This is a genomic window from Spiroplasma chrysopicola DF-1 (genome assembly GCF_000400935.1).
GTDB lineage: Bacteria > Bacillota_I > Bacilli_A > Mycoplasmatales > Mycoplasmataceae > Spiroplasma > Spiroplasma chrysopicola.
This window is the reverse complement of the sequence record NC_021280.1, coordinates 1,094,901-1,116,545: the sequence shown is the minus strand read 5'-3', so window position 1 is coordinate 1,116,545 and position 21,645 is coordinate 1,094,901. Positions and strand designations below refer to the sequence as shown.

Here is a 21,645-nt window from a genome sequence, read left to right as displayed (position 1 = left end):
TCCTTAAATATGACTTAATTTTTTATGTTTACTTGTTGCCTTAATTAATTGGCAATCAAGGCGGAATTGTTTTCATAATTCTCAGCGTTCTTTACACTTGTTATTATTTTTTCAATCTTTTTTAAATTTTATTTTTAACTTTTTGATTTGACTATCTTGTTTTAATTTAATTTGTTTTATTTCATAATGGCGATTTTCTTTCACTTTTTTAATTGCATCATTATATTGACCATTATGTTCTTTAATAAGTTCTTTTAAATTAGCAGTTGTTTTATCAGCTTTAATGTTAAAAGTTTGACAGTAACTTAATTGATAAGCTTTTGTTCAACTAATTTTTTCGATTTTTTTTATTTTTCATGCTGTTCGGAAAATATTAATGTTTGTTAAAATGTACAAGGCTTTTAATTCATTAAAAGGAACATCTGTTGTTGTATAACCAAGCATTTTAGCATTAATTGCATAACTAGGTGCTTCTGTGCGTCTAATTACTTTTTTTAATCAATGTACTGTTTTAGGATCACGATTATAGTTAATTTTGTCTCGTACAACATTTGAAAGTCATTCTAATAATAATGAAATAATAATAATTCCAAATAGCAATGCGCCAAAGTCTTCAAATAGGCCACTGTTAAAGTATGCTTGTAAGACATACCCCATATTTCCAGCTCCAACAATTCCTAATAGTGTCGCTTCTTTAATATTAATTTCAAAACGATAGATAATTCATGACATAATTCCAGAATTAACTTGTGGCAAGACCCCATAACGGAATTTTTGGCCATTTGTTAGCCCAGTTGCCGCCAACGTTTTAACAATATTCATATCAACATCATCAAACATTTCTCGGATATATTTTGATAACATTCCAGCTGTTGCAATTGCTAATGCTAAAGCGCCGGTGAATTCACCAATTCCTGTTAAGGAAATAAGAATAATAGCATATAAATATGATGGAATTGGGCGAATAACAGTGGCAATAATAACAAAGATTTTTGCAACATATTTATTGACAACGTTTTCTGATCCCAAAGTTCCTAGGATTAGAGCGATAATAACCCCAATAAAAGTTCCAACCGCGGCAATCATAATTGTTTCTCAAATTAAGTAAATTACTGAGTAGGGAACTGTACTCCCAGCACCATTTTCTGTACCAAATAAAGTTCATCAGGAAATATCAAACATTCGAGCAATGTTTTGCAACGTTTTAGCAATTGTTTCAGAATTTGCTAAGCCTCATTCAATTGTAGTTAAAGAATAGATAAATAACCCAAACATAATTGCAATTAAAACAACTCTTTTAATTCAACCAAATGGTTGTTTTTGATAAACTTTTTCTACAGTTAAATTTGCAATAAACTGGTCATGTTTTAGGTTTATTGCTTGTTTTGTTTCTTGTAATAATTTTTGTTTTTGATAAGTCATTTCAACGGCAAATTCTGCTAAATAAAGTTTGTCATAGCGAACTAGTTGTCCAACTTTTTCACTATATATAAATCATTTTTTAGGGGTTGCTGGATAAGCTGATTTAATTTCTAAAAATTTTTGCTGATCAATAGCTAAGCGTTCAAAGTATTCTTTTTTTGCCTGGGTAATTAAAGTTTTACGTTCCAGTTTTAATGCCTCTTTTTTAACGGTAAACTGTTCTTTTGTTATTGCTTTTTGCTGATATTGTTTATAAAGACCTTCTTTTTTATTTTTTCAATCGGCAAGAATAATCTCATTATAATAAAATAATAAATTATTTTTTCTTGTGCGACGAAGGGTTGGATTTAACATTTTTTTGCGTTCTTTTTCATCTAAAATTTTATCTTGGTCAAAAATAACTCATTTTCGTAAGACATAGATTAAAATCTCTAAACAAACTATTGTTAAAATTAACAGAAATAATAATCAACCAACACGATCTCATTGCTGTAATTGAGCATTATTGTCAATTAAATTCCCAATTCCAACTTTTGCCACTAATCCGATAATTGAAATATAACGAAGATTAGTTTCTAAGGCATAAAAAACAGTTGATAAAATATGAGGAATTACTTGCGGAAAGATTGCGGCACGGAATGAACGGAAGCGATTTGCTCCGGTTGCTAACATTGTTTCAAAGGGAGCCATTTTAACTTGTTCAATTTTGTCGTATAACATTTTGGCACTAATCGCAAAAGTAAAGATTGCAACAGCAATTGAAACAGTTAAGTTATTAAATCCAAAGAATCCAACCAAAATTAATGCGTATGCAAATGAAGGAATTGTTCGGAAAATTGCTAGTAGAATTTTACAAAAACGATTGAAAAAAGTATTATTAATAATATTTTTTGAGGCCAGAATTGAAACTGGAACAGCAATAATAATTCCAATCACAGTTCCTGATAACGCCATAACAATTGTATCTCAAATTGAAATAAATGAACGCGCCAGGAAACTTTTTTGTTGGCCAATTGCCGGGATTTCTTTAAAAGCATTAAAATCCCAGTGTAATAATTCCTTAATTCGTTCTCCTAACCCAGCGAAACTAGTAAAGAATTCGCCTCAGTCGGGACTAATAAATTGAAATCCTAAAATAACAAGAACTACAATAACAATAAATAAGGACCAGAAAAATATTTTCTTAGGGCGATAGACAGGGTGATGATTAATAACAAGGGGTTTTGTTGATGAAAGGGCGGTTAGTTTACGACGAAACATTTTTATTCTGTTTTTTCATATGTCTCACCATAAATATCTTTTAATATTTCTGGTGTAACATCTTTTGCTTTTCCATCAAAAACAATTTCCCCAGCTTTAACCCCAACAATTCTTGTTGCATATTTTAAAGCTAATTCCACGTGGTGAATATTCATAATAACAATGATTTTTTCCTCTTCATTAATTCGCTTAAAATCATTCATTACTTGATTAGCTAAAATTGGGTCCAAGGCAGAAACAGGTTCATCGGCAATAATCAATTGTGGTTTTTGGGCCAATGTTCTAGCTAGAGCAATTCTTTGTTGTTGCCCGCCAGATAAGTTTTCTGCACGAATATATGCACGATCAAGAATATGGAGTTTTTCTAAAGAAGATAGGGCAATAATCTTATCTTTTTTAGTAAATCAACCAATCAAACTTTGTCAAAAGCCCATTTTCGCAACACGGGCATTTAAGACATTTTTTAAAACTGTTTGTTGGCCAATATTATTATAATCCTGGGACATTAAACCAATTTTTGTTCGTAGTCGACGTAGTTTACGACCACTCAATTTATTTACTAGGTAGCTAACTTGCTCAACCTTACCAGCTTTATTTTTTTCATTCACGGTAATATTAATTGTTCCTGAATTAATAGTGTTCATTTTATTAATTGTTCTTAATAACGTAGTTTTTCCTGCTCCTGATAAGCCAATGACAGCAACAAATTCTCCTTCTGAAATTTCAAGATTAACATCTTTTAAGGCATGAACACCATTTGGCCAGACTTTATTAACATTTTCAAACTTTATCATTTCTATTTCCTTTGACTATGCGACATCTTTAATGATATCAGTAATTGGTTTTAAAACTTTATTAGCATTAGTATAAAGTAAGTCTAGGTTTGCTTCTCAAGCGGTAATTTGTGGGCCAGTTGCATTATCAGCTGGTGAACTATAACTAGTATGGCTATAGACATCAAAGATGTTTTTATTGTTTTTATCTGCAATTAAATCTTTAAATGATGTGCGAAGGTTAGCTAATAAATCATCACGTCCTGAAAATCATTGACGTGAATATTCAATTCCATCATTTAAAATAGCATTACTTGCTCCAATTACAGCAACTTTTTCATAAGCTTTTTGGATATCAGCACTATTTAAAATATCACGACGAATATCTCCATAACCAACCCCAATTGCAGCTTGCCCAGTTGCAAGGGAACTAGCAATTTGAGTATAACTTTGTTGTTCTTGTTTTTGAGTATAGAACTGGGCAATTGTGTTATCATCTTCTATTCCTAATGTATTTTTCATTCATAATAATGGATATAATACTGAAGCATTTGAAGTTGTTCCTTTTCCTAAGAATAATTTTTTATCATTAAGAGCTTTTTGTAATAAATCAACTGTTGCCGTTTTATATTCTTCTGGTGTTGTAAATTTATTTAAATCATAATTATTTTTTGCTAAGAAATCTTTATTAGCATAAATCAATGAACGATAATATTGCGCTTCTTCGGTCTGATTTTCTAATAATTCACTAGCTTGATCTGGTGAAGTAATTTTATGTTTATCAGTAATTTCATTATATTCTTTGGCAATTCCTCATGAATCTGTTGGATTAATTTCAGTTGATTCCGCTGCCTCTAAGTTATTTTTAAAATAGTTTAAATCCGGAATCATTGAGGCACGAGCAGCAGATAATAGAACTCCGGCTTTGTCATAAGTTCCGTTTTCCTGGATTGTACCACGGTAATTTGAATAAGTTCCTGTTGGTAAGAAGACTAAAGCTGTTTTACCATTCTTTAAAGCTTCCCCAGCTGCTTCATAACTTGTTGAAGTTATAATTTTAATATTCATTGAAAAACTACTATCTTTTTCTTTTAATTTAGCTTTCAATAAATTTTCTAGTGGTTTAACTGTTTTTAAAACCTCAATTGGGTCACGTGAGGGGATAAAAGTAATAATTAAATTATTCCCACTATTACAAGCAACAACCGATGATGTTGCGGCTGTCATAATTGATGTTGTCGCAAGAACTGAAAGTATTTTTTTCATTAAGATAATCTCCTTTTAAAATTAATGTCCATTTTTCAAATAAACAAAGAAAAAAACAACTTAGTTACTAAAAATCTACTTTGTTCGATCTCTAATTAATAAAAGTTGTTTTTGCATTGTTTAGTATCTCCCTGTAAGAAAACCTTACACTTTAATTTTAAATTAAAAAAAGAGAAATTAATACTTTTTTTTAAAAAAATATAAAGATAAATAAAAAAAGATATTTAATTAAATATCTTTTAATCGTGATTCATTATTTTCTTTTTTTACCAAGTGATGATAATAAATCTCTTTTTTGTCCGTCATATTTACCGTTTTCAATGTTTTTCTTAATAACTTTTTCATACACTTTTGTACCTTCAATAACACAGTTTAATGGATCTGAGGCAGTTTTTGTTGGTAATTGGAAAATATCAAAGAAGTATTTATCAATATTTCTAATTAATGCTCCCCCTCCACAGATTGTAATTCCATTACGCATAATATCTCCAGCTAATTCAGGTGGTGTATTTTCTAATAATTCAATTACTAAGTCTGTAACTTTTGAAAAGGCGTTTAATAAGACATTTCTGATTTCTTCTGAAGTAATTTTTGCTTCTTTTGGTAATCCTGAAACAATATCACGTCCATAAATTTGCATTGAACGTTCATTGTGGTATTTTACTAATGAACCAATTGAGCGTTTAACGTCTTCAGCAGTTTTTTGCCCAATTGCAATGTTGTATTCTGAACGAATATATTTACGAATATCATCATCGAAGTGGTTTCCAGCAACTTTAATTGATCTTGAAACTACAATATCTCCTGATGAAATAATAGCTAAGTCAGTTGTTCCTCCACCGATATCAATAATTAAGTGACCTTGTGGTAAATCAATGTTGATTCCTGCTCCTAAAGCAGCCATTTTAGCTTCTTCTTCAATAATAACTAAATCAGCTCCCATATCACGCGCAACATTTTTTAAGGCTTCTCTTTCTAATTCAGTAACTCCACTAGGACATGCTAGTAAAACAACTGAGTTTTTTCAAATGTTCATCATTTTCATTCTTGAGAAAATGTGTTTTAATAAATCTTGTGCAGCTTCCATATCTGCGATAACTCCATCAACTAATGGTGTTACCATTCTAATTTGATCATGTGTTTTTCCAATCATGTCATATGCACTTTTTCCTAATGCAACTAGGGTATTAGTTTTGTTATCATATGCCATTAATGATGGTTCATTGTAGACAACTCCTTGTCCTGAAACATAAGCTAAAATATTAGCTGTTCCTAAATCAAGGGAAATAAATGGTCTAGAATCTGGTTTCACGCTATTTTCCTCCTTAATAATTTTTAAGTACCTTAATTACAATTTAATTAATAAATTGTGATAACTTTAACACTAATTAAATTTTAGTAATTTAATTCTTTAGTGTGCATAGCTTCTTGTCTTAAAATATCAAAAATATCTGATTCGAATTTTTTAGTACCATTAATTACAGCTAATAATGGTTGTTCACCAATTTTTGCTGGTAATTGTAATGTATCTGTAAAGTAACGGTCAACCCCTTTAATTAGGCCACCCCCTCCACAGATTGTAATTCCATTTCTGAAGATGTCTCCAGCTAATTCAGGTGGTGTTTCTTCTAATACTTGAACTGTTAAGTCAATAATTCTTGAAACTGGTACTTTTAATACCTCTCTGATTTCTTCTGGTGTAACTTCGATTTCACGAGGTAATCCTGAAACTACGTCACGTCCATACACTTTCATTCTTCTTTCATCTGGATATTTTGATAATGATCCAATTTCAATTTTAATTTGTTCAGCAGTTTTTGAACCAATTTCTAGTCCATATTGTGAACGAATGAATTTTTGAATTTCATCATTTAAATAGTTTCCAGCAACTTTAACTGATTTTGATAATACAATATCTCCTGAAGCAATAACAGCTATATCTGTTGTTCCCCCACCCATATCAACTACTAAGTTTCCAACAGGTTTGTAGATATCAACTCCTCCTCCAAGAGCAGCCATTTTAACTTCTTCTTCAACGAAGACTTTGTTTGCTCCTAGGTTAGTTGCGATTTTTTTCAACGCTGCTTTTTCCAATTCTGTAATTACAGATGGACAAGCTAATAACATAATTGAGTGACGTAATTGTTTTGAAATACGTAATTTTCCAAAGATGTATCTTAATTGAGCTTCAGTTGCTCTAATATCTGTAATAACTCCGTCAACCATTGGGCGAACAATTCTAATTGATTTGTTTCCTTTACCAATCATTTTGTATGCTTCATTACCTACAGCAATAATTCTGTTTTCTTTAATTTTGTAAGCAACGATTGAAGGCTCGTTATAAACGATCCCTGACCCAGCAACGTATACTAAAGTATTAGCAGTTCCTAAGTCCATAGAAACGAAAGTTGGTTTTTTGTTTCCTGTACTATTAAATAGTGCCATTAATTTTTTCCTCCTACTACAATTAATAAAATATTTACTTTGACCTTTTCGTCAAAAAATGAATTGCATGGCTTTATTCGTTTGAATATAAAGTATACAATACTCAAATATTATAACACATTTCCGGAAAAAAAAGAAATTTAGTTTCTAATCAAATTAATGATATTATTTTTTAATTTCCCCAGGAGAATATTGGTAATGTTTTTTGAAACAACGAGCAAAGTAATGATAAGATTTAAAACCAACCCGAAAAGCAGCATCGCTAATTGATAAACCATTTTTAATTAAAGTTAATGCTGCTACTAAACGTTTTTCAATTAAATAGTTTATTGGTGTTGTTTGATAAACTGCTTTAAATCGATGGACTAAATGATATTTGTTAATGCCAATATTATCAGCTAAAAAGTCAAGACTAAGATCATAATAATAGTTTTCATTTAAATATTGTTCTAATTCAATAATCCAGTTCGTTGTGTATTGATATTTGGTGGTTGGGATATGGGTGCACCCTTTACAGGGGCGGTAGTTATTGGCAAAAGCTTCGGTAATATTTTGAAAGATAATACAATTTTTTTGTAATGGTTTTTTTGAATTACAAGTTACAAGGCAAAAAATTTTGGTATTAAAATTACCATAGCAAAAATAACCCTGATAAGCAGGATTTTTTGCTTTAATAATTTGATATTCTTCGTTTGTTGCTAAGTTCATTAAAACTCCTCGATAATTGTAAAACGATGATGGATAAATTGGGGATTAATAATTTCTGCCGCTAATGCTTTAGCACCATTTGCATAACTTGCAAAACTAATACCACTAGCATTGTATAAAGCTTTGTCACTAGCTTTTGCTAAATAGTTTCCACAAGGGTTAACATCTTGAAAGTCTAACGCAGGAGACATGTATGATCAATCAATCTCACTATTTTTAAACAATTCTAAAACTTTTGCATGGCCAAAGACAGCAGGGATTCATCCTTGCATTGCTTCTGGAAAGACATTTACTGGTGTATCAACTAAGCGAGTGTTGTCTTTTGTTCATAATGAAGCAGCCCCACCGCTTCAAACTACCCGTTGATGATTGGCTTTAGCTACAGTAATAATATTTTGAGCAATTAAGTCAAACTCCTCAATACTATTTGCTCCAACTGTTGAGACAATTACCTCAACACCAATTGCTTGTTCTTCCAAAGCGGTTAGACTTTTTGCGTCACCGTTAAAAACTAATACTGTGATGTTTTCTTTTGTTAGTTCGGTCATTAGATGTTTTCCTAACCGACCTTGAGCACCAACTAATAAAATTTTCATTTTTACGTCCTCCTTAAATATTTTATTGGTATGGTTATATCTTAACAGCACGAAATAAAAATGATATGCACAATATTGCTGTTAACCTTAATAAGAAAATAATAAAATAATTAAGTTAAAATATTAATAATTATTGTAAATTTAGCTTGCAAGATAATCATTACTTGGATTAGACTATTAATTAATTGTTCAATTTTACTATTTGCTTCAGAAATCGATAAAAAATAGGGGATTAGATCAGGATATTTAACACTAATTTCTTCATTAATTAGTTGTTCATACTGACTTTTCATTTTTTTCTTGTAATCATTAATTTCCCCAATATTATCATAATTATATGCAATGTTAATTATTCCATTATGATAATCGGTTGTAAATAAAGCGGTAGGGGTCAAAGCCATAATTGGATTATAAATCGCCAAGTAAATTAAAACAGTTGTTAAATATAAGTGGTTAATTTTATTATTATTTACAAAATTAACAATAGTTTCAAATCAAAATTTATTATTAAGTAATTCTCAAATATCTAAACTTTCTGGGACAGGAATGTTTGAACTAACAGTATTATTTGTTAGTTGGTAAAAAGTAATATCAATTTTTTGATATTGAGCTGCATGCATGTATTGGGCCATAAATCAGTAGAAAAATCATTTATCATCATTAATTTCTCCACCTTTAAAAACAGGGCCATAAATTGGGCTATCAATTTTAGTTGAAAAAGTTCAACTTGCAAAAGAATGTTTAATTTTATAATCAATTGTTGAGCAACTAACAAGACTTGTTACTGGAGCAGTTGAAAGGGTAATTAATCCTAATAATGCTAGTATTTTTTTCATTTTGTTATCCTCCCAAATATTATTTTTGATTATTTAAATAATATCATATTTTTAAAAAGAAGGATTTTTTGCTTGTAGAAAATGGGAGAAAGCATAAAAAAAACATCGTTATAAAACTTTTTATTATTTGTTTTATTTTGATGTTTAGTATTTTTATCTGTTTTTTTTGTTTTCATCAATTAGACGTTGACGAATATTTTTTTCATAAGCGATGCATCCATCAATTACAGCTGTTTGGCTGTTTTTTGCAACACGTACAGGTATTTTGAAGTAATCAGCAAAGTAGTCTTTCATTCCACTAATTTGTGAAGAACCTCCAGTAATAATAATTCCGTTAGCAACAGCATCACCAGCTAATTCTGAAGGTGTTTTTTCTAACACATCAGTAACTAACTCCGTAATTGAAGCAAAGATACTTACTAATAATTTTCTAATTTCAGTATCTGTAATTTCTGTTTCTTTTGGCATTCCAGTTACAACATCACGACCAAAGATTACCATTTTTTTTGAATCTTTTGTTTTAAATAATGATCCAATTTGTTTTTTAATTTGTTCTGAAGTTACAATTCCAATTGAAATTGTGTGTTTTGCACGAACAAATTTCATGATTTCTTCATCAATGTAGTTTCCAGCAATTTTAATTGAACGGCTTTCAACGATTCCACCAGCTGAGATAATTGCACAGCTTGATTTTCCCCCACCAATATCAAGAATGAATGTTCCTTTTGGTGCAAAAATGTTTTCCCCAACTCCTAAGGCACTCATTAATGAGTCTTCTTCAACTTCAACAAAATCTGCTCCTAAGTTTTTACACATATCAATAAGTGCTTTTTTTTCTAAATCTGTTACTCCTTTTGGGCAAGCAATTAAGACAATTGCTCCTTTTCATAAGTCAGCAACTCTTGCTTTATTACAGATATGTTGAATAAATTCTTCAGCAACACTTAAATCTGTAATTGCTCCATTTTTTAATGGTGTAAAAATCTCGATTTTATCGTGTGTTTTTCCAATTAATTTTTTGGCATCATCACCAATTGCAACTAATTTTTTTGTTCCAACTTCGTAAGCCATTACTGATGCTTCATTAAAAATAATCCCTTTACCTGAAATGTAAGCGATTGATTTAGTTGTTCCTAAGTCAATTGCAATAAATTTTCTTGGTGGTCTTTGTTGGATGTTAAATGTTTGTTTTAATACGTCTGTTATTGCCATTTTAGTAATTCTCCTTCCGACAGTTTATACTTAAATAATTTAATATAAATCTAACATAATGTTTTTCACCATATATTAATTTTATTATATAAGTTGAAATTAATTTTGCAATATTTACTATCTAAAATAAAATTGCAAAAGTACACTAAGATTTTACCTTTTATTTTAAAAAAAGTATAGAAGATTTTGCAATTATTTATATTTCCTATATTTTTTCCGTAAAAATAAAAAAAGTGCAAACGCACTTTAAATTTTATATTCTGTTGCATCGATTAATTCAATGCGCTCGACTAAAGCACCAAGTTTTTTCTCGTAAGTTTTGGCTCCTTCAATTACACACATTAATGGGTCTGTTGCTGTACGAACTTTTAATTGGAAAATTGATTCAAAGTATTTTACAATTCCTCTAATTAAAGCTCCTCCACCACAAATTGTAATTCCATTACGGATTACGTCTCCCGCTAATTCAGGTGGTGTTTGTTCAAGCACTTCAACTAATAAATCAGTAATTCTTGAGAATGGTGCTAATAAAACGTTTTTAATTTCTTCTGGTTTTACTAATACTTCTCGTGGTAAACCAGTAATAATATCACGTCCAAAGACACGAACTGGTTTTTCATTTACTAATTTAATTAATGATCCAATATCTTTTTTGATTTGTTCTGCTGTTTTAATTCCGATTAAAACGTTGTATTCTGCACGAATGTATTTTTGAATTTCTGCATCAAAATGATTTCCGGCCACTTTAATTGAACGTGAAATAACAATATCTCCTGCTGATAAAATCGCAATATCTGTTGTTCCCCCACCAATATCAATTACTAAGTTACCTTGTGCTAAACCAATGTTAATTCCAGCTCCTAAAGCTGCTAGTTTTACTTCTTCCTCAACTAAAACATAACTTGCCCCCATATCTTTTGCAATTGCTTTTAATGCACTACGTTCTAATTCAGTAACCCCACTAGGACATGCTAAAACAACAATCGCATTTTTTCAAATGTTTGATAATTTTAAACGTCCAAAAATGTGTTTTAGTAAATCTTGGGCTGCTTCCATATCTGAAATAACTCCATCTACTAATGGTGTTACCATTCGAATGTGATCATGGGTTTTCCCAATCATTTTATACGCTTCAGTCCCCAAGGCTATTAAAGAGTTAGTCAATGTATCATATGCCATTAATGACGGTTCATTATAGACAATTCCTTGTCCTGAAACATAAGCAATTGTATTTGCTGTTCCAAGATCTAGTGCTAGAAATGAGTACTCTTTTCCAAATTTATAATTAGCCATATTTATTAATGCCTCCTAATTTTCTAATTTAAATTTAATATTTTAAAATAATACTGTAATGTAATTATACTACAAAAATGGTATAAATATAAGGAAAAGTTTTATTGGAGGAAAGTTGTGGAAAAAATAGTCATTGTTGTGGAAGGAAAAACCGATACTGCTAAAATAAAAAATATTTTTCCAACCATTGCGACAATTGAAACAAGCGGCAGCGCAATTTCCCCAGCAACTTTAGCATTAATTAAAAAACTGAGTTTAACAAATAAAATTATTATTTTTACCGACCCTGATTATCCAGGTCAAAAAATTCGTGATATTGTTAGCAGTTATTTAGATAATAATTGTTACCATGCTTTTATTGATAAAAATAAGGCGATTCGTAATAAAAAAGTGGGGATTGCCCAAGCTAGCGATGAGGACATTAAAACTAGTTTAGGAAATGTCATCCAATTTACTGGCGATAATAACCCTAGTTTAAGTTGAACTGAATATGTTAATATAGTAGAGGATAGTAATAAACGTCGAATTTTACAAACATATTATAATTGGCCACCAGTTAATAATAAAAAAACTTATAAATGGTTAACTTATTTAAATATTACACAAACAGAACTTAGAACAATTTTGGAGGAAAAAAACAATGCAACAAACAACAAAATACAATAAGCAAGATATTATTCCCCAAAAAAGTAAAGGGCAAAACTTTTTAAAAAATAAGCATATTATTAATAATATTGTTGACGCTGCTAACATCACCGAACAAACAGCGATTCTTGAAATCGGGCCAGGAATGGGGGCTTTAACCGATAAAATAATTATTAAAGCCGGCAAAGTTGTTGTGATTGAAATTGATCCTAAACTTGTTTTATTTTTACAACAAAAATATGCTCACCACCAAAATTTAAAAATTATTAAAGCTGATATTTTAAAAGTTGATATTAATCAATTATTGGCAGCAGAATTTGATGATTTTAACGTTGTTAACGTTATTTCAAACTTACCTTACTATATTACTTCCCCAATTATTTTTAAATTGTTAACAAGTAGTAATCCAAAAATTAAAGTTTTAATTTTAATGATGCAAAAAGAAGTTGGCGAGCGAATTCTAGCCCAACCAAATAATAAACAATATAATAATTTATCAGTTGTTTGTCAATATTATTGTGATATTAAGAAAGTTTGTTTAGTTGGGAAAAATAATTTCTTTCCTGTCCCAAAAGTTGATAGTATTGTGTTGGCGTTTACTTTTAATAAAAAAAACTTAGTAATTGATAATGAAACAAAATTTTTAGAATTTATTCGCACTTTATTTGCCCACAAGCGAAAAACAATTTTAAATAATTTTGCTACAATAACAAAAGATAAAACCCTAGCAACAACTGTTTTAAATAATTTAGGATATAATCTAAATTTACGGGCTGAAAATTTAAGCTTAAATGATTTTTATCAAATTTACCAAGGGTGAATAACATGACAAATAAAATAATTGAAATTAAAACTTTTGGTAAAATTAATACAAAACTTGATGTTAAAAGATTAAAACGAGGGCAAAAACTTCATAAGGTTAGAACAATTATGTTTCCCTATGAGAAACAATTTGACCGGATTATTTTAACCCCAAGTACAATCGCTAAAACGTATGTGACAACAAATAATCCTTTAATTGATTGCAATAATAATAGCCTCTTAAAGGCTTACGATTTATTTGTTAGGGTTTTTCCAGAGACTGGAGAATTTCCCTTGCATTTTGAACTTGAAAAAAATAGTTTAGTTGGATCAGGGTTAGGTTTTTCTGCTAGTAATGCGGTTGGGGTAATTAAACTATGTTGTACTTTTTTTAAAATTAATTTTTTAACAAAAAAAGTTAAAAAAATTGTTAAACAACTTGGTTCTGATGCGCTTTTTTTCTATTTTGCAAAGCCAGCAGTTGTATCAGGGGTTGGTAATAAAATAAAACTATTAACAAAGAAACAAATTAAAAAATTTGCCATCACAAATGTTAAGATTATTAATTCTGAAATTCCTTCATATGCCCAAGCAGTTTTTCAACAATTAGATCAAAAATATGATTATTATCAAAAACTAGTTAATAGAAATAATAACTATTATAATATCCTTCAACAGCCAGCTTTTGATCTTAATCCGCAGTTAGCGAAAAAATATCAAGCTTTAAAAAATAATTATAGTCATGTTATGCTCGCGGGGAGTGGGGGTTCTTTTTTAGTTTGGTAAGAAATAATTTTGAAATTAATTATATCAGTTATAATTGAAGGAAGGAGAAATTACAATGAATAAAATTTTACTAATTGATGGAAACTCATTAATCTTTCGCGCCTTTTATGCGACAGCATACAGCGGGGAAATGTTAAAAAGTTTAGATGGAACCCCAACGAATGCCGTTTATGCTTTTGCTAATATGTTAAATAAAATCTTAAAAGATAATAATTATTATAGTGTTGTTGTTGCTTTTGATAAAGGAAAAGTTAATTTTCGCCATGACTTAATTACTGATTATAAAGCAGGACGAAGTAAAGCCCCAGAAGAACTAGTGCAACAATTCCCAATTGTCAAAGAATTTTTGGATAGTTACCAAATCCCATACCTAGAAAAAGAAGGATATGAAGCGGATGACTTATTAGGTTGTTTAGCAAAACAAGCTGAAGCGCAAAACTATTATGTTGATATTTTATCAAGTGATAAAGATTTATTTCAATTAATTACCGATAAAACAAATATTTTAATCCCACGCCAAGGGGATAGTGCTGATATTTTTGATAAAACAGCGCTATTAAATAAATGAGAAGTTAGTCCCGAACAAGTTCCTGATTTAAAAGGTTTAATGGGCGATCCCTCAGATAATTTAAAAGGAATTCCGGGAGTTGGTGGGAAAACAGCGATTAAACTAATTAAGGAATATCAAACGATTGAAAATATTTATCAAAATATTGACAATATTAAGGGTAATTTAAAAAATAATTTAATTAGTCATCAAGATGAAGCGTTATTATGTAAAAAAGTAGCAACAATTTTATGTGATTTAGATTTAGGAGATTTTGCTTTTAGTAAACTAGAAGTTAACAAAGAAAAATTACTAGATTTTTATTTAAAATATAATATGAATTCCTATGTTACAAAACTTTACAATAATAATGAACCAGTCAAACAGAGTTTAGAAGTTAAAGTTATTACAGAATGAAATGAGCAATGAAATGAAGATGGGACAACTGTTTTTTTAGAATTGTTTGATGAAAATTATCATCTCTCAGAACTTATTGGGTTTGGGATTGTTAATTCTCATGGTATTTTCTATTTTGATTACACGAGTGCTAAATTTGATACAAGTTTTCACGCTTTTTTAGCAAACGAAAATTATCAAAAATTTACTTATAACGCCAAAAGCTTAATTGTTGGGTTAGGGCGTGATAACATTACCATTAATAATATTAGTTATGACATGATGTTAGCTGGTTATATTTATAATTCAAATACAAGAAATACTCTTGATAATTACATTAATTTATTTGCTAAAAAACAAATTTTATCTGATGAATTATTTTATGGTAAAGGGGTTAAAAAAACGATTCCAACAGATCTTAATAAATTAAGTTACTTTATTGGGGAGAAAGCTAATTACATTCACATGCTACGCGAAAAGATTGTTACATTATTAACAAATAATAATCAGTACCAGTTGTATTATGATATTGAATTGCCAACAACATTTGCTTTAGCACGAATGGAACGAGCAGGGGTGAAAGTTGACCAACAGGAGTTATCAAAACAAACTGTTCGAATTGAACAAATTGTTAATGATTTAAACCGCGAAATTAATACAATTGCCAATAAAGAAGTGAATCCTAATTCTCCTAAACAATTATCAGAATTATTGTATCAAGATTTACAATTAAAAGATTACAAGAAAGGGTCAACAGCCCAAGAAGTTTTAGAAACAATTAAGTTAAGTCACCCAATTATTAGTAAAATTTTGGATTATCGTAAATATCAAAAATTATATTCAACATATTTAAAAGGCATGGAAAAGTACCTTTTCCAAGATGGGAAAGTTCATACAATTTATAAACAAACTTTAACAGTAACAGGACGATTATCCTCAGTTGAACCTAATATGCAAAATATTAGTATTCGCGATGAAATTCAAAAAGAAGTTCGTAAAATTTTTGTTGTCTCATCGGAAGATAATATTTTATTATCAGCAGATTATTCACAAATTGAATTACGAATTTTAGCTGATATGTCAAAAGATGACCATATGTTAGCAGCTTTTAATGCTGGTGAAGATATTCATACTAATACGGCGATGAAAATTTTCAATTTAAAAAGAGCGGAAATTACCCCAGCAATTCGTCGAAGTGCAAAAGCAGTTAATTTTGGAATTATTTATGGGATTAGTGATTTTGGACTAGCAAATGATTTAAATATTTCTGTCCCGCAAGCAAAAGAAATTATTCAAAATTATTATCAACAATTCCCGACAATTAAAAATTTTATTGATAGCCAAGTTGAGTTTTGTAAGAATAATGGTTATGTTGTTACAATGTTTAACCGTAAACGCTATGTTCCAGAAATTAATGATGCTAATTATATGCAACGTGAATTTGGCAAACGGATTGCAATGAATATGCCAATTCAGGGAACAGCGGCTGATATTATTAAAATTGCTTTAAAAAATATTGATCAAGAATTACTACGTTTAAAGTTAAAAACAAAAATTATTGCTCAAATTCACGATGAACTAATTTTTGAAATCCCAAAAACAGAATTAACACAAGTAAAAGCTTTGGTGAAAGATTTAATGGAAAATTCAACAAAACTAAGTGTTAAATTAACTGTTGACATGGCAGAAGGAACATCTTGATATCAATTAAAATAAAATTATAATATAAGTACTTTACAAAAAGAAAGAAGGATTAAGTATGCCAGAATTACCAGAAGTTGAAACGGTTCGTAAAATTTTATTAAAAAATCTCAAAGGACGAACAATTACAGATTGTTTAATTTTTTGAAATAAGATTATTAAAACCGATAATCCGGAAACTTTCCGGGAAAAAGTGATTGGCCAAACAATTAATGATGTTGAACGAATGGGGAAGCATCTTTTAATTATTTTAAATGACTATGTTTTAATTAGTCATTTACGAATGGAAGGGAAATATTATTTTAACCAAAAAGACGATGATGGTGAGTGAAAACATATCATGGTTATTTTTGAATTGGATGGGGAAATGCAATTGCGTTATCATGATACCCGTAAATTTGGAACAATGCATTTATATGATAAAGTTAATTATTTAACAAACCCGCCATTAAATAAATTAGGATTAGAACCGTTTGATCAAAATATTACTGTTGCATATTTAAAAAAATACTGAGCTAATAAAAATCAACCAATTAAAACAACCTTGTTAGAACAAAATGTTATTGTTGGGATTGGTAATATTTATGCTAATGAAATTTTATTTGCGTCAAAACTTCATCCTGGGGAAAAAACAAAAAATCTTGACGACCAAGATTATCAAAATATTATCGATAATACTCGAGCTGTTTTAACCCAAGCGATTGCTGCGGGAGGAACAACCATTGCTACATATCATCCTGAACCAGGAATTGATGGTAAATTTGTTAATGAATTACAAGTCCATGGTCAAGCAAAAAAAGCTTGTCCACTTTGTGCAACAACAATTTTAAAAATATTTATTAATGGTCGGGGAACGTATTATTGCCCTGATTGTCAAAAATTAAAATAAAAAAGATTATTGCTGTTGCAATAATCCTATAGAAAAACTATGAAAAACTATTTATGAATGGATTTATATATTTATTAATTGGAAAGTAAACTATCCATGTTAATAAATATATGTGTATTATATGTTGCCATATAATACACATATCATAGCATAAGATTTTTTAATGATAATAGTTTTAAATAAAAAGTTGATAATAATTATAAATAAAATGGTAAATTTAGGTAAATTGTAATAATTCATAATAAAAATATCTGTTTGATGTTACTTTTTAAAAAAAGAGTTATAATAAAAGAAGTCATAGAACATAATTTAAAGAGAGGAAAAATTAAAATGGCAAGAATATATCATTCAAGATTAGTGAATGCAAGTGGGATTGTAGATAAAGCGCATAAAGGGAAATATGCTGTTGGACATTTTAATATTAATAACTTAGAGTGAACAAAATCATTATTAGAAGCAGCCCAAGCAAGTAATACATCAATTATTTTAGGAGCTTCAGAAGGAGCAATTAAATACATGGGAGGGTATAAAGTTGTTGCTAGCTTAGTAAATGAATTACTAGACGCATTACAAATTACCGTTCCTGTAGCGTTACATTTAGACCATGGTCAAACTGTAGAAAGTTGTAAAAAAGCAATTGATGCTGGATTCTCATCAGTAATGTATGATGGAAGTCATCATCCATTTGAAGAAAACTTGAGTAATACAAAAGAAGTATTATTATATGCAAAACACTATGAAGTTTCAGTTGAAGCGGAAATTGGAACAATTGGTGGAGAAGAAGATGGAGTTGTTGGGACAGGGGAAATCGCTGATCCAAAAGAAGCAACAATTATGGTTGCAACTGGAATTGATTTTTTAGCAGCTGGAATTGGGAACATTCATGGACCATATCCAGCAGGATGAAAAGGATTAAATTTTGAAGCCTTAGAACAAATTCAAGCAGCAGCAAAACTTGGAATGGTGTTACACGGGGGAAGTGGAATTCCAAAAGAACAAGTAATTCATGCAATTTCATTAGGAATTAGTAAAATTAATGTTAATACAGAATTACAAATCGCTTTTGCGCAGGCAACAAGAAAATATATTGAAGCAGGAAAAGACTTACCAGAAAATGGAAAAGGATTTGATCCACGTAAATTATTAAAACCAGGTTGTGACGCAATTAAAGATACTTTTAATGAATTAACTGAATGATTTGGAAGCAAAGGGAAAGCCTAGTTTTAATCGCTAAAACATCTAAGATTAATCTTAGATGTTTTTTTATTGTTAAAAACAGAAAATTTAATTTATTGGTGACATCGCTAGAATTAGATTATAATTATATTAAGTAAAACTAGAAAGCAGGCGTTGAATTAGATGTGATTTAATCGAGAAAACGAAGAATTAGTAAAAGAATTATCAACTAATTTAGATAAAGGATTATCAAAACAAACCGCTCAAGAAAGATTAACGCAAAATGGGAAGAATGAGTTACCAAAACCAAAAAATAAACCATGAATTGTTTTAATTTTATTAGCCTTATTAGACCCCCTTTCAATAATTCTAATTGTCGCAGGAATTAGCTCAGTTGTAATTGAAAAAGTAATCTCAAATGAAGTACATTTAATTGACTTTTTGGTTATTATTTCAATTGTTTTTTTAAATGCAATTATTCAAACAATTCAACAAGTTAAAGCGCGTAAATCATTAGCAGCTTTAGAACAAATGACAGTTCCAAAAGCAGTTGTTATTCGTGATGGAGAAGTTTTTGAAATTCCCACAAGTGAATTAGTAACCGGAGATGTTGTTATTTTAGAAGCCGGGAAATATGTTCCTGCTGATTTGCGGATTATTCAGGCCAGCAATTTACAAATTGATGAATCAGCTTTAACAGGGGAATCAGTTCCAGTTGAAAAGCATGCCAAAATTATTACTGAAAATAAATTGGTTTTAGCAGAACAACATAATATGGCTTTTATGTCAACATTTGTTACGAATGGCCGTGCGGTTGGAGTTGTTGTTGCTAATGCTGTTAATAGTGAAATTGGAAAAATTGCGGCTGGTTTAGCTGGGGCTAAACAAGAAAAAACACCATTACAATTAAGATTAGCAAAGTTAACAAAGTTTGTTAGTATCTTTGCCCTATTTTTAGCAGTTGGTGTCTTTCTCTTTTTCTTCTTTACCGATCGTCCAAATTGACCAGTTAATTTAATGACTTCAGTTACAATTGCGATTGCTGTTATTCCAGAATCATTAATTGTGATTGTAACGGTAATTCTATCATTATCAACAAAGCGCATGTCAAAAATTAATGTTATTGTTAAAAAATTAGATGCTGTTGAGACTTTAGGTTCAGTTAATGTTATTTGTTCAGATAAAACAGGAACTTTAACGCAAAATAAAATGACTGTTAAAAAAATCATTTTTAATAATATTACAATTGATAGTGAAGGATATAAATATAATAATTCATTACATGATGAACATTTTATTAATAGTTTAACGTTATGTAATGATGCTATTAATGAAAAAAATGAAAAAATTGGGGACCCAACAGAAATTGCATTAGTTGATTTTACTCGCCGTTATACAATTAAGGAAAGCGAATGACGGAAAAAACATAAAAGAATTAGTGAAATTCCGTTTGATTCCGAACGAAAATTAATGTCAACAATTAATGTGATTGGTAATAGTGAAAATGTTTACACCAAAGGGGCAATTGATGAGTTACTAAAAAAATGTACAAAAATTTATCAAAATGACAAAGTAGTTCCTTTAACAGCGGAAATTAAAACAGAATTATTGCATGCTGCAAAAAATTTGTCATTAGATGCTTTAAGGGTTCTAGCTTTTGCGTATAAAAAATTCGATGGTAATAAAGATAATTTAGAAAAAGATTTAATTTTTTTAGGTGCTGTTGGAATGATTGACCCCCCACGCCCAGAAGCAATTACTGCGATTGCTGCTGCCCATCAAGCAGGAATTCGTGTCATGATGATTACTGGGGACCATAAAGATACTGCCTTAGCAATTGCCAAACAATTAAATTTAGCTAGTTCTAGTGCAAATGTTATTTCCGGAGCAGAAATTGATGAATTAAATGATGAGGAATTAAAAAATAAATTTAATGATATTAGTATTTTTGCTCGTGTTAATCCTGAACATAAAACACGGATTGTTAATTGTTTACAAGCTTTAAATTATGTTGTGTCAATGACTGGTGATGGGGTTAATGATGCACCAAGTTTAAGTAAAGCTGATATTGGTGTGGCGATGGGAATTACTGGGACAGATGTTTCAAAACAAGCTGCTAATATTATTTTACAAGATGATAATTTTTCAACAATTTTAAAAGGAGTTGAAGAAGGTCGGAATGTTTATCAAAAAATTAAACGCGCAATAGCTTTTGTTATTTCAGCGAACATTGCTAATGTTCTAGCTTTTTTAATTATTTCATTAACAGCTGGAATAAAACCGTTTGATTCAGTTAATATTTTATGATTTAACTTAATTATTGAAACACTTTTAGCAGTTCCAATTGGTTTTGATAGTAATGACAATCGTTTGATGCTTGATAAACCACGTAATAAGAAAGAATCATTTTTTACAAATAGTTGAATAACAATTTTATTTGTAGCTCTAACAACAACTTTAACAGTTGTTGGAACATTCTTTATTGGTCGGGAAGTCTTCCAAGATTTAGATAGTGCTAAAATGGCAACAATCTTAGTGATGACTTGTACACCAGCCATTTATGTTTTTGCTTTACAATTACCAAACTATCGAATTAAAGCTCATCATAAATGAGGGAAAGTTAACTACTATTTATTAGGAGCATCGCTAATTGCCTTAGCATTAAACTTTATGATTATTTACACTCCAGGAGTTAATCAAATTTTCTTATTATCGCCATCAGGAGAACAATATATTACTGTTCCAACAGTCTCATGACAAATGACTTTAGTGGCAATGGCAATGATGACAGGACCACTATTAATGCTTTTAGCTTATGATCAAATTCGTAAGGCAATTGGGCGATAAAAAAAACAATTATTTTTTTAATTATTTATCAACTAAATTATAATTT

At 29.8% G+C, this 21,645-nt stretch carries 17 protein-coding genes; 7 read left to right on the top strand and 10 right to left on the bottom strand.

Annotated features, from left to right (window positions below; translation table 4 throughout):
• Positions 1 to 3 precede the first annotated feature (3 nt).
• The 10 genes from SCHRY_RS05175 to mreB (SCHRY_RS05130) form a co-directional block, all read right to left on the bottom strand.
• Positions 4 to 2,682, bottom strand: a complete 2,679-nt coding sequence (locus SCHRY_RS05175; RefSeq protein WP_016339407.1) for a PhnE/PtxC family ABC transporter permease — start codon at positions 2,680 to 2,682, stop codon at positions 4 to 6.
• 2 nt (positions 2,683 to 2,684) lie between these two features.
• Positions 2,685 to 3,476, bottom strand: a complete 792-nt coding sequence (gene phnC, locus SCHRY_RS05170; protein WP_016339406.1) for a phosphonate ABC transporter ATP-binding protein — start codon at positions 3,474 to 3,476, stop codon at positions 2,685 to 2,687.
• 15 nt (positions 3,477 to 3,491) lie between these two features.
• Positions 3,492 to 4,721, bottom strand: coding sequence for a PhnD/SsuA/transferrin family substrate-binding protein (locus SCHRY_RS05165; RefSeq protein ID WP_016339405.1), 1,230 nt, complete (start codon positions 4,719 to 4,721; stop codon positions 3,492 to 3,494).
• A 253-nt stretch (positions 4,722 to 4,974) separates the two neighbouring features.
• On the bottom strand, positions 4,975 to 6,033 hold the full coding sequence (gene mreB, locus SCHRY_RS05160) for a rod shape-determining protein (RefSeq protein WP_016339404.1): 1,059 nt from the start codon (positions 6,031 to 6,033) through the stop codon (positions 4,975 to 4,977).
• Between the two features lie 83 nt (positions 6,034 to 6,116).
• Positions 6,117 to 7,166 (bottom strand): rod shape-determining protein, encoded by a 1,050-nt coding sequence (gene mreB, locus SCHRY_RS05155; RefSeq protein WP_016339403.1) that lies wholly within the window; start codon positions 7,164 to 7,166, stop codon positions 6,117 to 6,119.
• A 165-nt stretch (positions 7,167 to 7,331) separates the two neighbouring features.
• On the bottom strand, positions 7,332 to 7,874 hold the full coding sequence (locus tag SCHRY_RS05150; protein WP_016339402.1) for an Ada metal-binding domain-containing protein: 543 nt from the start codon (positions 7,872 to 7,874) through the stop codon (positions 7,332 to 7,334).
• Positions 7,874 to 8,470 (bottom strand): NAD(P)-dependent oxidoreductase, encoded by a 597-nt coding sequence (locus SCHRY_RS05145; protein WP_016339401.1) that lies wholly within the window; start codon positions 8,468 to 8,470, stop codon positions 7,874 to 7,876. Before SCHRY_RS05145 ends, SCHRY_RS05150 begins: the two co-directional genes overlap by 1 nt.
• A gap of 110 nt (positions 8,471 to 8,580) precedes the next feature.
• Entirely contained in the window at positions 8,581 to 9,306 is a 726-nt protein-coding gene (locus tag SCHRY_RS05140; protein WP_016339400.1) for a lipoprotein, read from the bottom strand.
• Between the two features lie 153 nt (positions 9,307 to 9,459).
• A complete protein-coding gene (gene mreB, locus SCHRY_RS05135) occupies positions 9,460 to 10,518 on the bottom strand; it encodes a rod shape-determining protein (protein WP_016339399.1) in 1,059 nt (352 codons plus the stop codon).
• Positions 10,519 to 10,764: 246 nt separating this feature from the next.
• The gene (mreB, locus tag SCHRY_RS05130) at positions 10,765 to 11,811 is read right to left on the bottom strand and encodes a rod shape-determining protein (protein ID WP_016339398.1); all 1,047 of its coding nucleotides are present in this window, start codon (positions 11,809 to 11,811) and stop codon (positions 10,765 to 10,767) included.
• Between the two features lie 117 nt (positions 11,812 to 11,928).
• On the opposite strand from mreB (SCHRY_RS05130), the gene rnmV reads away from it, so the two are divergent.
• From rnmV to SCHRY_RS05095, 7 genes are all read left to right on the top strand, one after another.
• Positions 11,929 to 12,477 carry a ribonuclease M5 gene (gene rnmV / locus SCHRY_RS05125; protein ID WP_016339397.1) on the top strand — a complete coding sequence of 183 codons (549 nt, stop codon included), beginning with the start codon at positions 11,929 to 11,931 and terminating at the stop codon, positions 12,475 to 12,477.
• The gene (rsmA, locus tag SCHRY_RS05120) at positions 12,452 to 13,297 is read left to right on the top strand and encodes a 16S rRNA (adenine(1518)-N(6)/adenine(1519)-N(6))-dimethyltransferase RsmA (RefSeq protein ID WP_016339396.1); all 846 of its coding nucleotides are present in this window, start codon (positions 12,452 to 12,454) and stop codon (positions 13,295 to 13,297) included. The genes rnmV and rsmA overlap by 26 nt, the downstream gene beginning before the upstream one ends.
• On the top strand, positions 13,282 to 14,043 hold the full coding sequence (locus SCHRY_RS05115) for a GHMP family kinase ATP-binding protein (RefSeq protein ID WP_016339395.1): 762 nt from the start codon (positions 13,282 to 13,284) through the stop codon (positions 14,041 to 14,043). The genes rsmA and SCHRY_RS05115 overlap by 16 nt, the downstream gene beginning before the upstream one ends.
• A 55-nt stretch (positions 14,044 to 14,098) precedes the next feature.
• Positions 14,099 to 16,702 carry a DNA polymerase I gene (polA, locus tag SCHRY_RS05110; RefSeq protein ID WP_016339394.1) on the top strand — a complete coding sequence of 868 codons (2,604 nt, stop codon included), beginning with the start codon at positions 14,099 to 14,101 and terminating at the stop codon, positions 16,700 to 16,702.
• A gap of 43 nt (positions 16,703 to 16,745) precedes the next feature.
• Positions 16,746 to 17,576, top strand: a complete 831-nt coding sequence (gene mutM / locus SCHRY_RS05105) for a DNA-formamidopyrimidine glycosylase (RefSeq protein WP_016339393.1) — start codon at positions 16,746 to 16,748, stop codon at positions 17,574 to 17,576.
• A 330-nt stretch (positions 17,577 to 17,906) separates the two neighbouring features.
• Positions 17,907 to 18,797, top strand: a complete 891-nt coding sequence (gene fba, locus SCHRY_RS05100) for a class II fructose-1,6-bisphosphate aldolase (protein ID WP_016339392.1) — start codon at positions 17,907 to 17,909, stop codon at positions 18,795 to 18,797.
• Positions 18,798 to 18,935: 138 nt separating this feature from the next.
• On the top strand, positions 18,936 to 21,599 hold the full coding sequence (locus tag SCHRY_RS05095) for a cation-translocating P-type ATPase (protein ID WP_016339391.1): 2,664 nt from the start codon (positions 18,936 to 18,938) through the stop codon (positions 21,597 to 21,599).
• Positions 21,600 to 21,645: the final 46 nt, after the last annotated feature.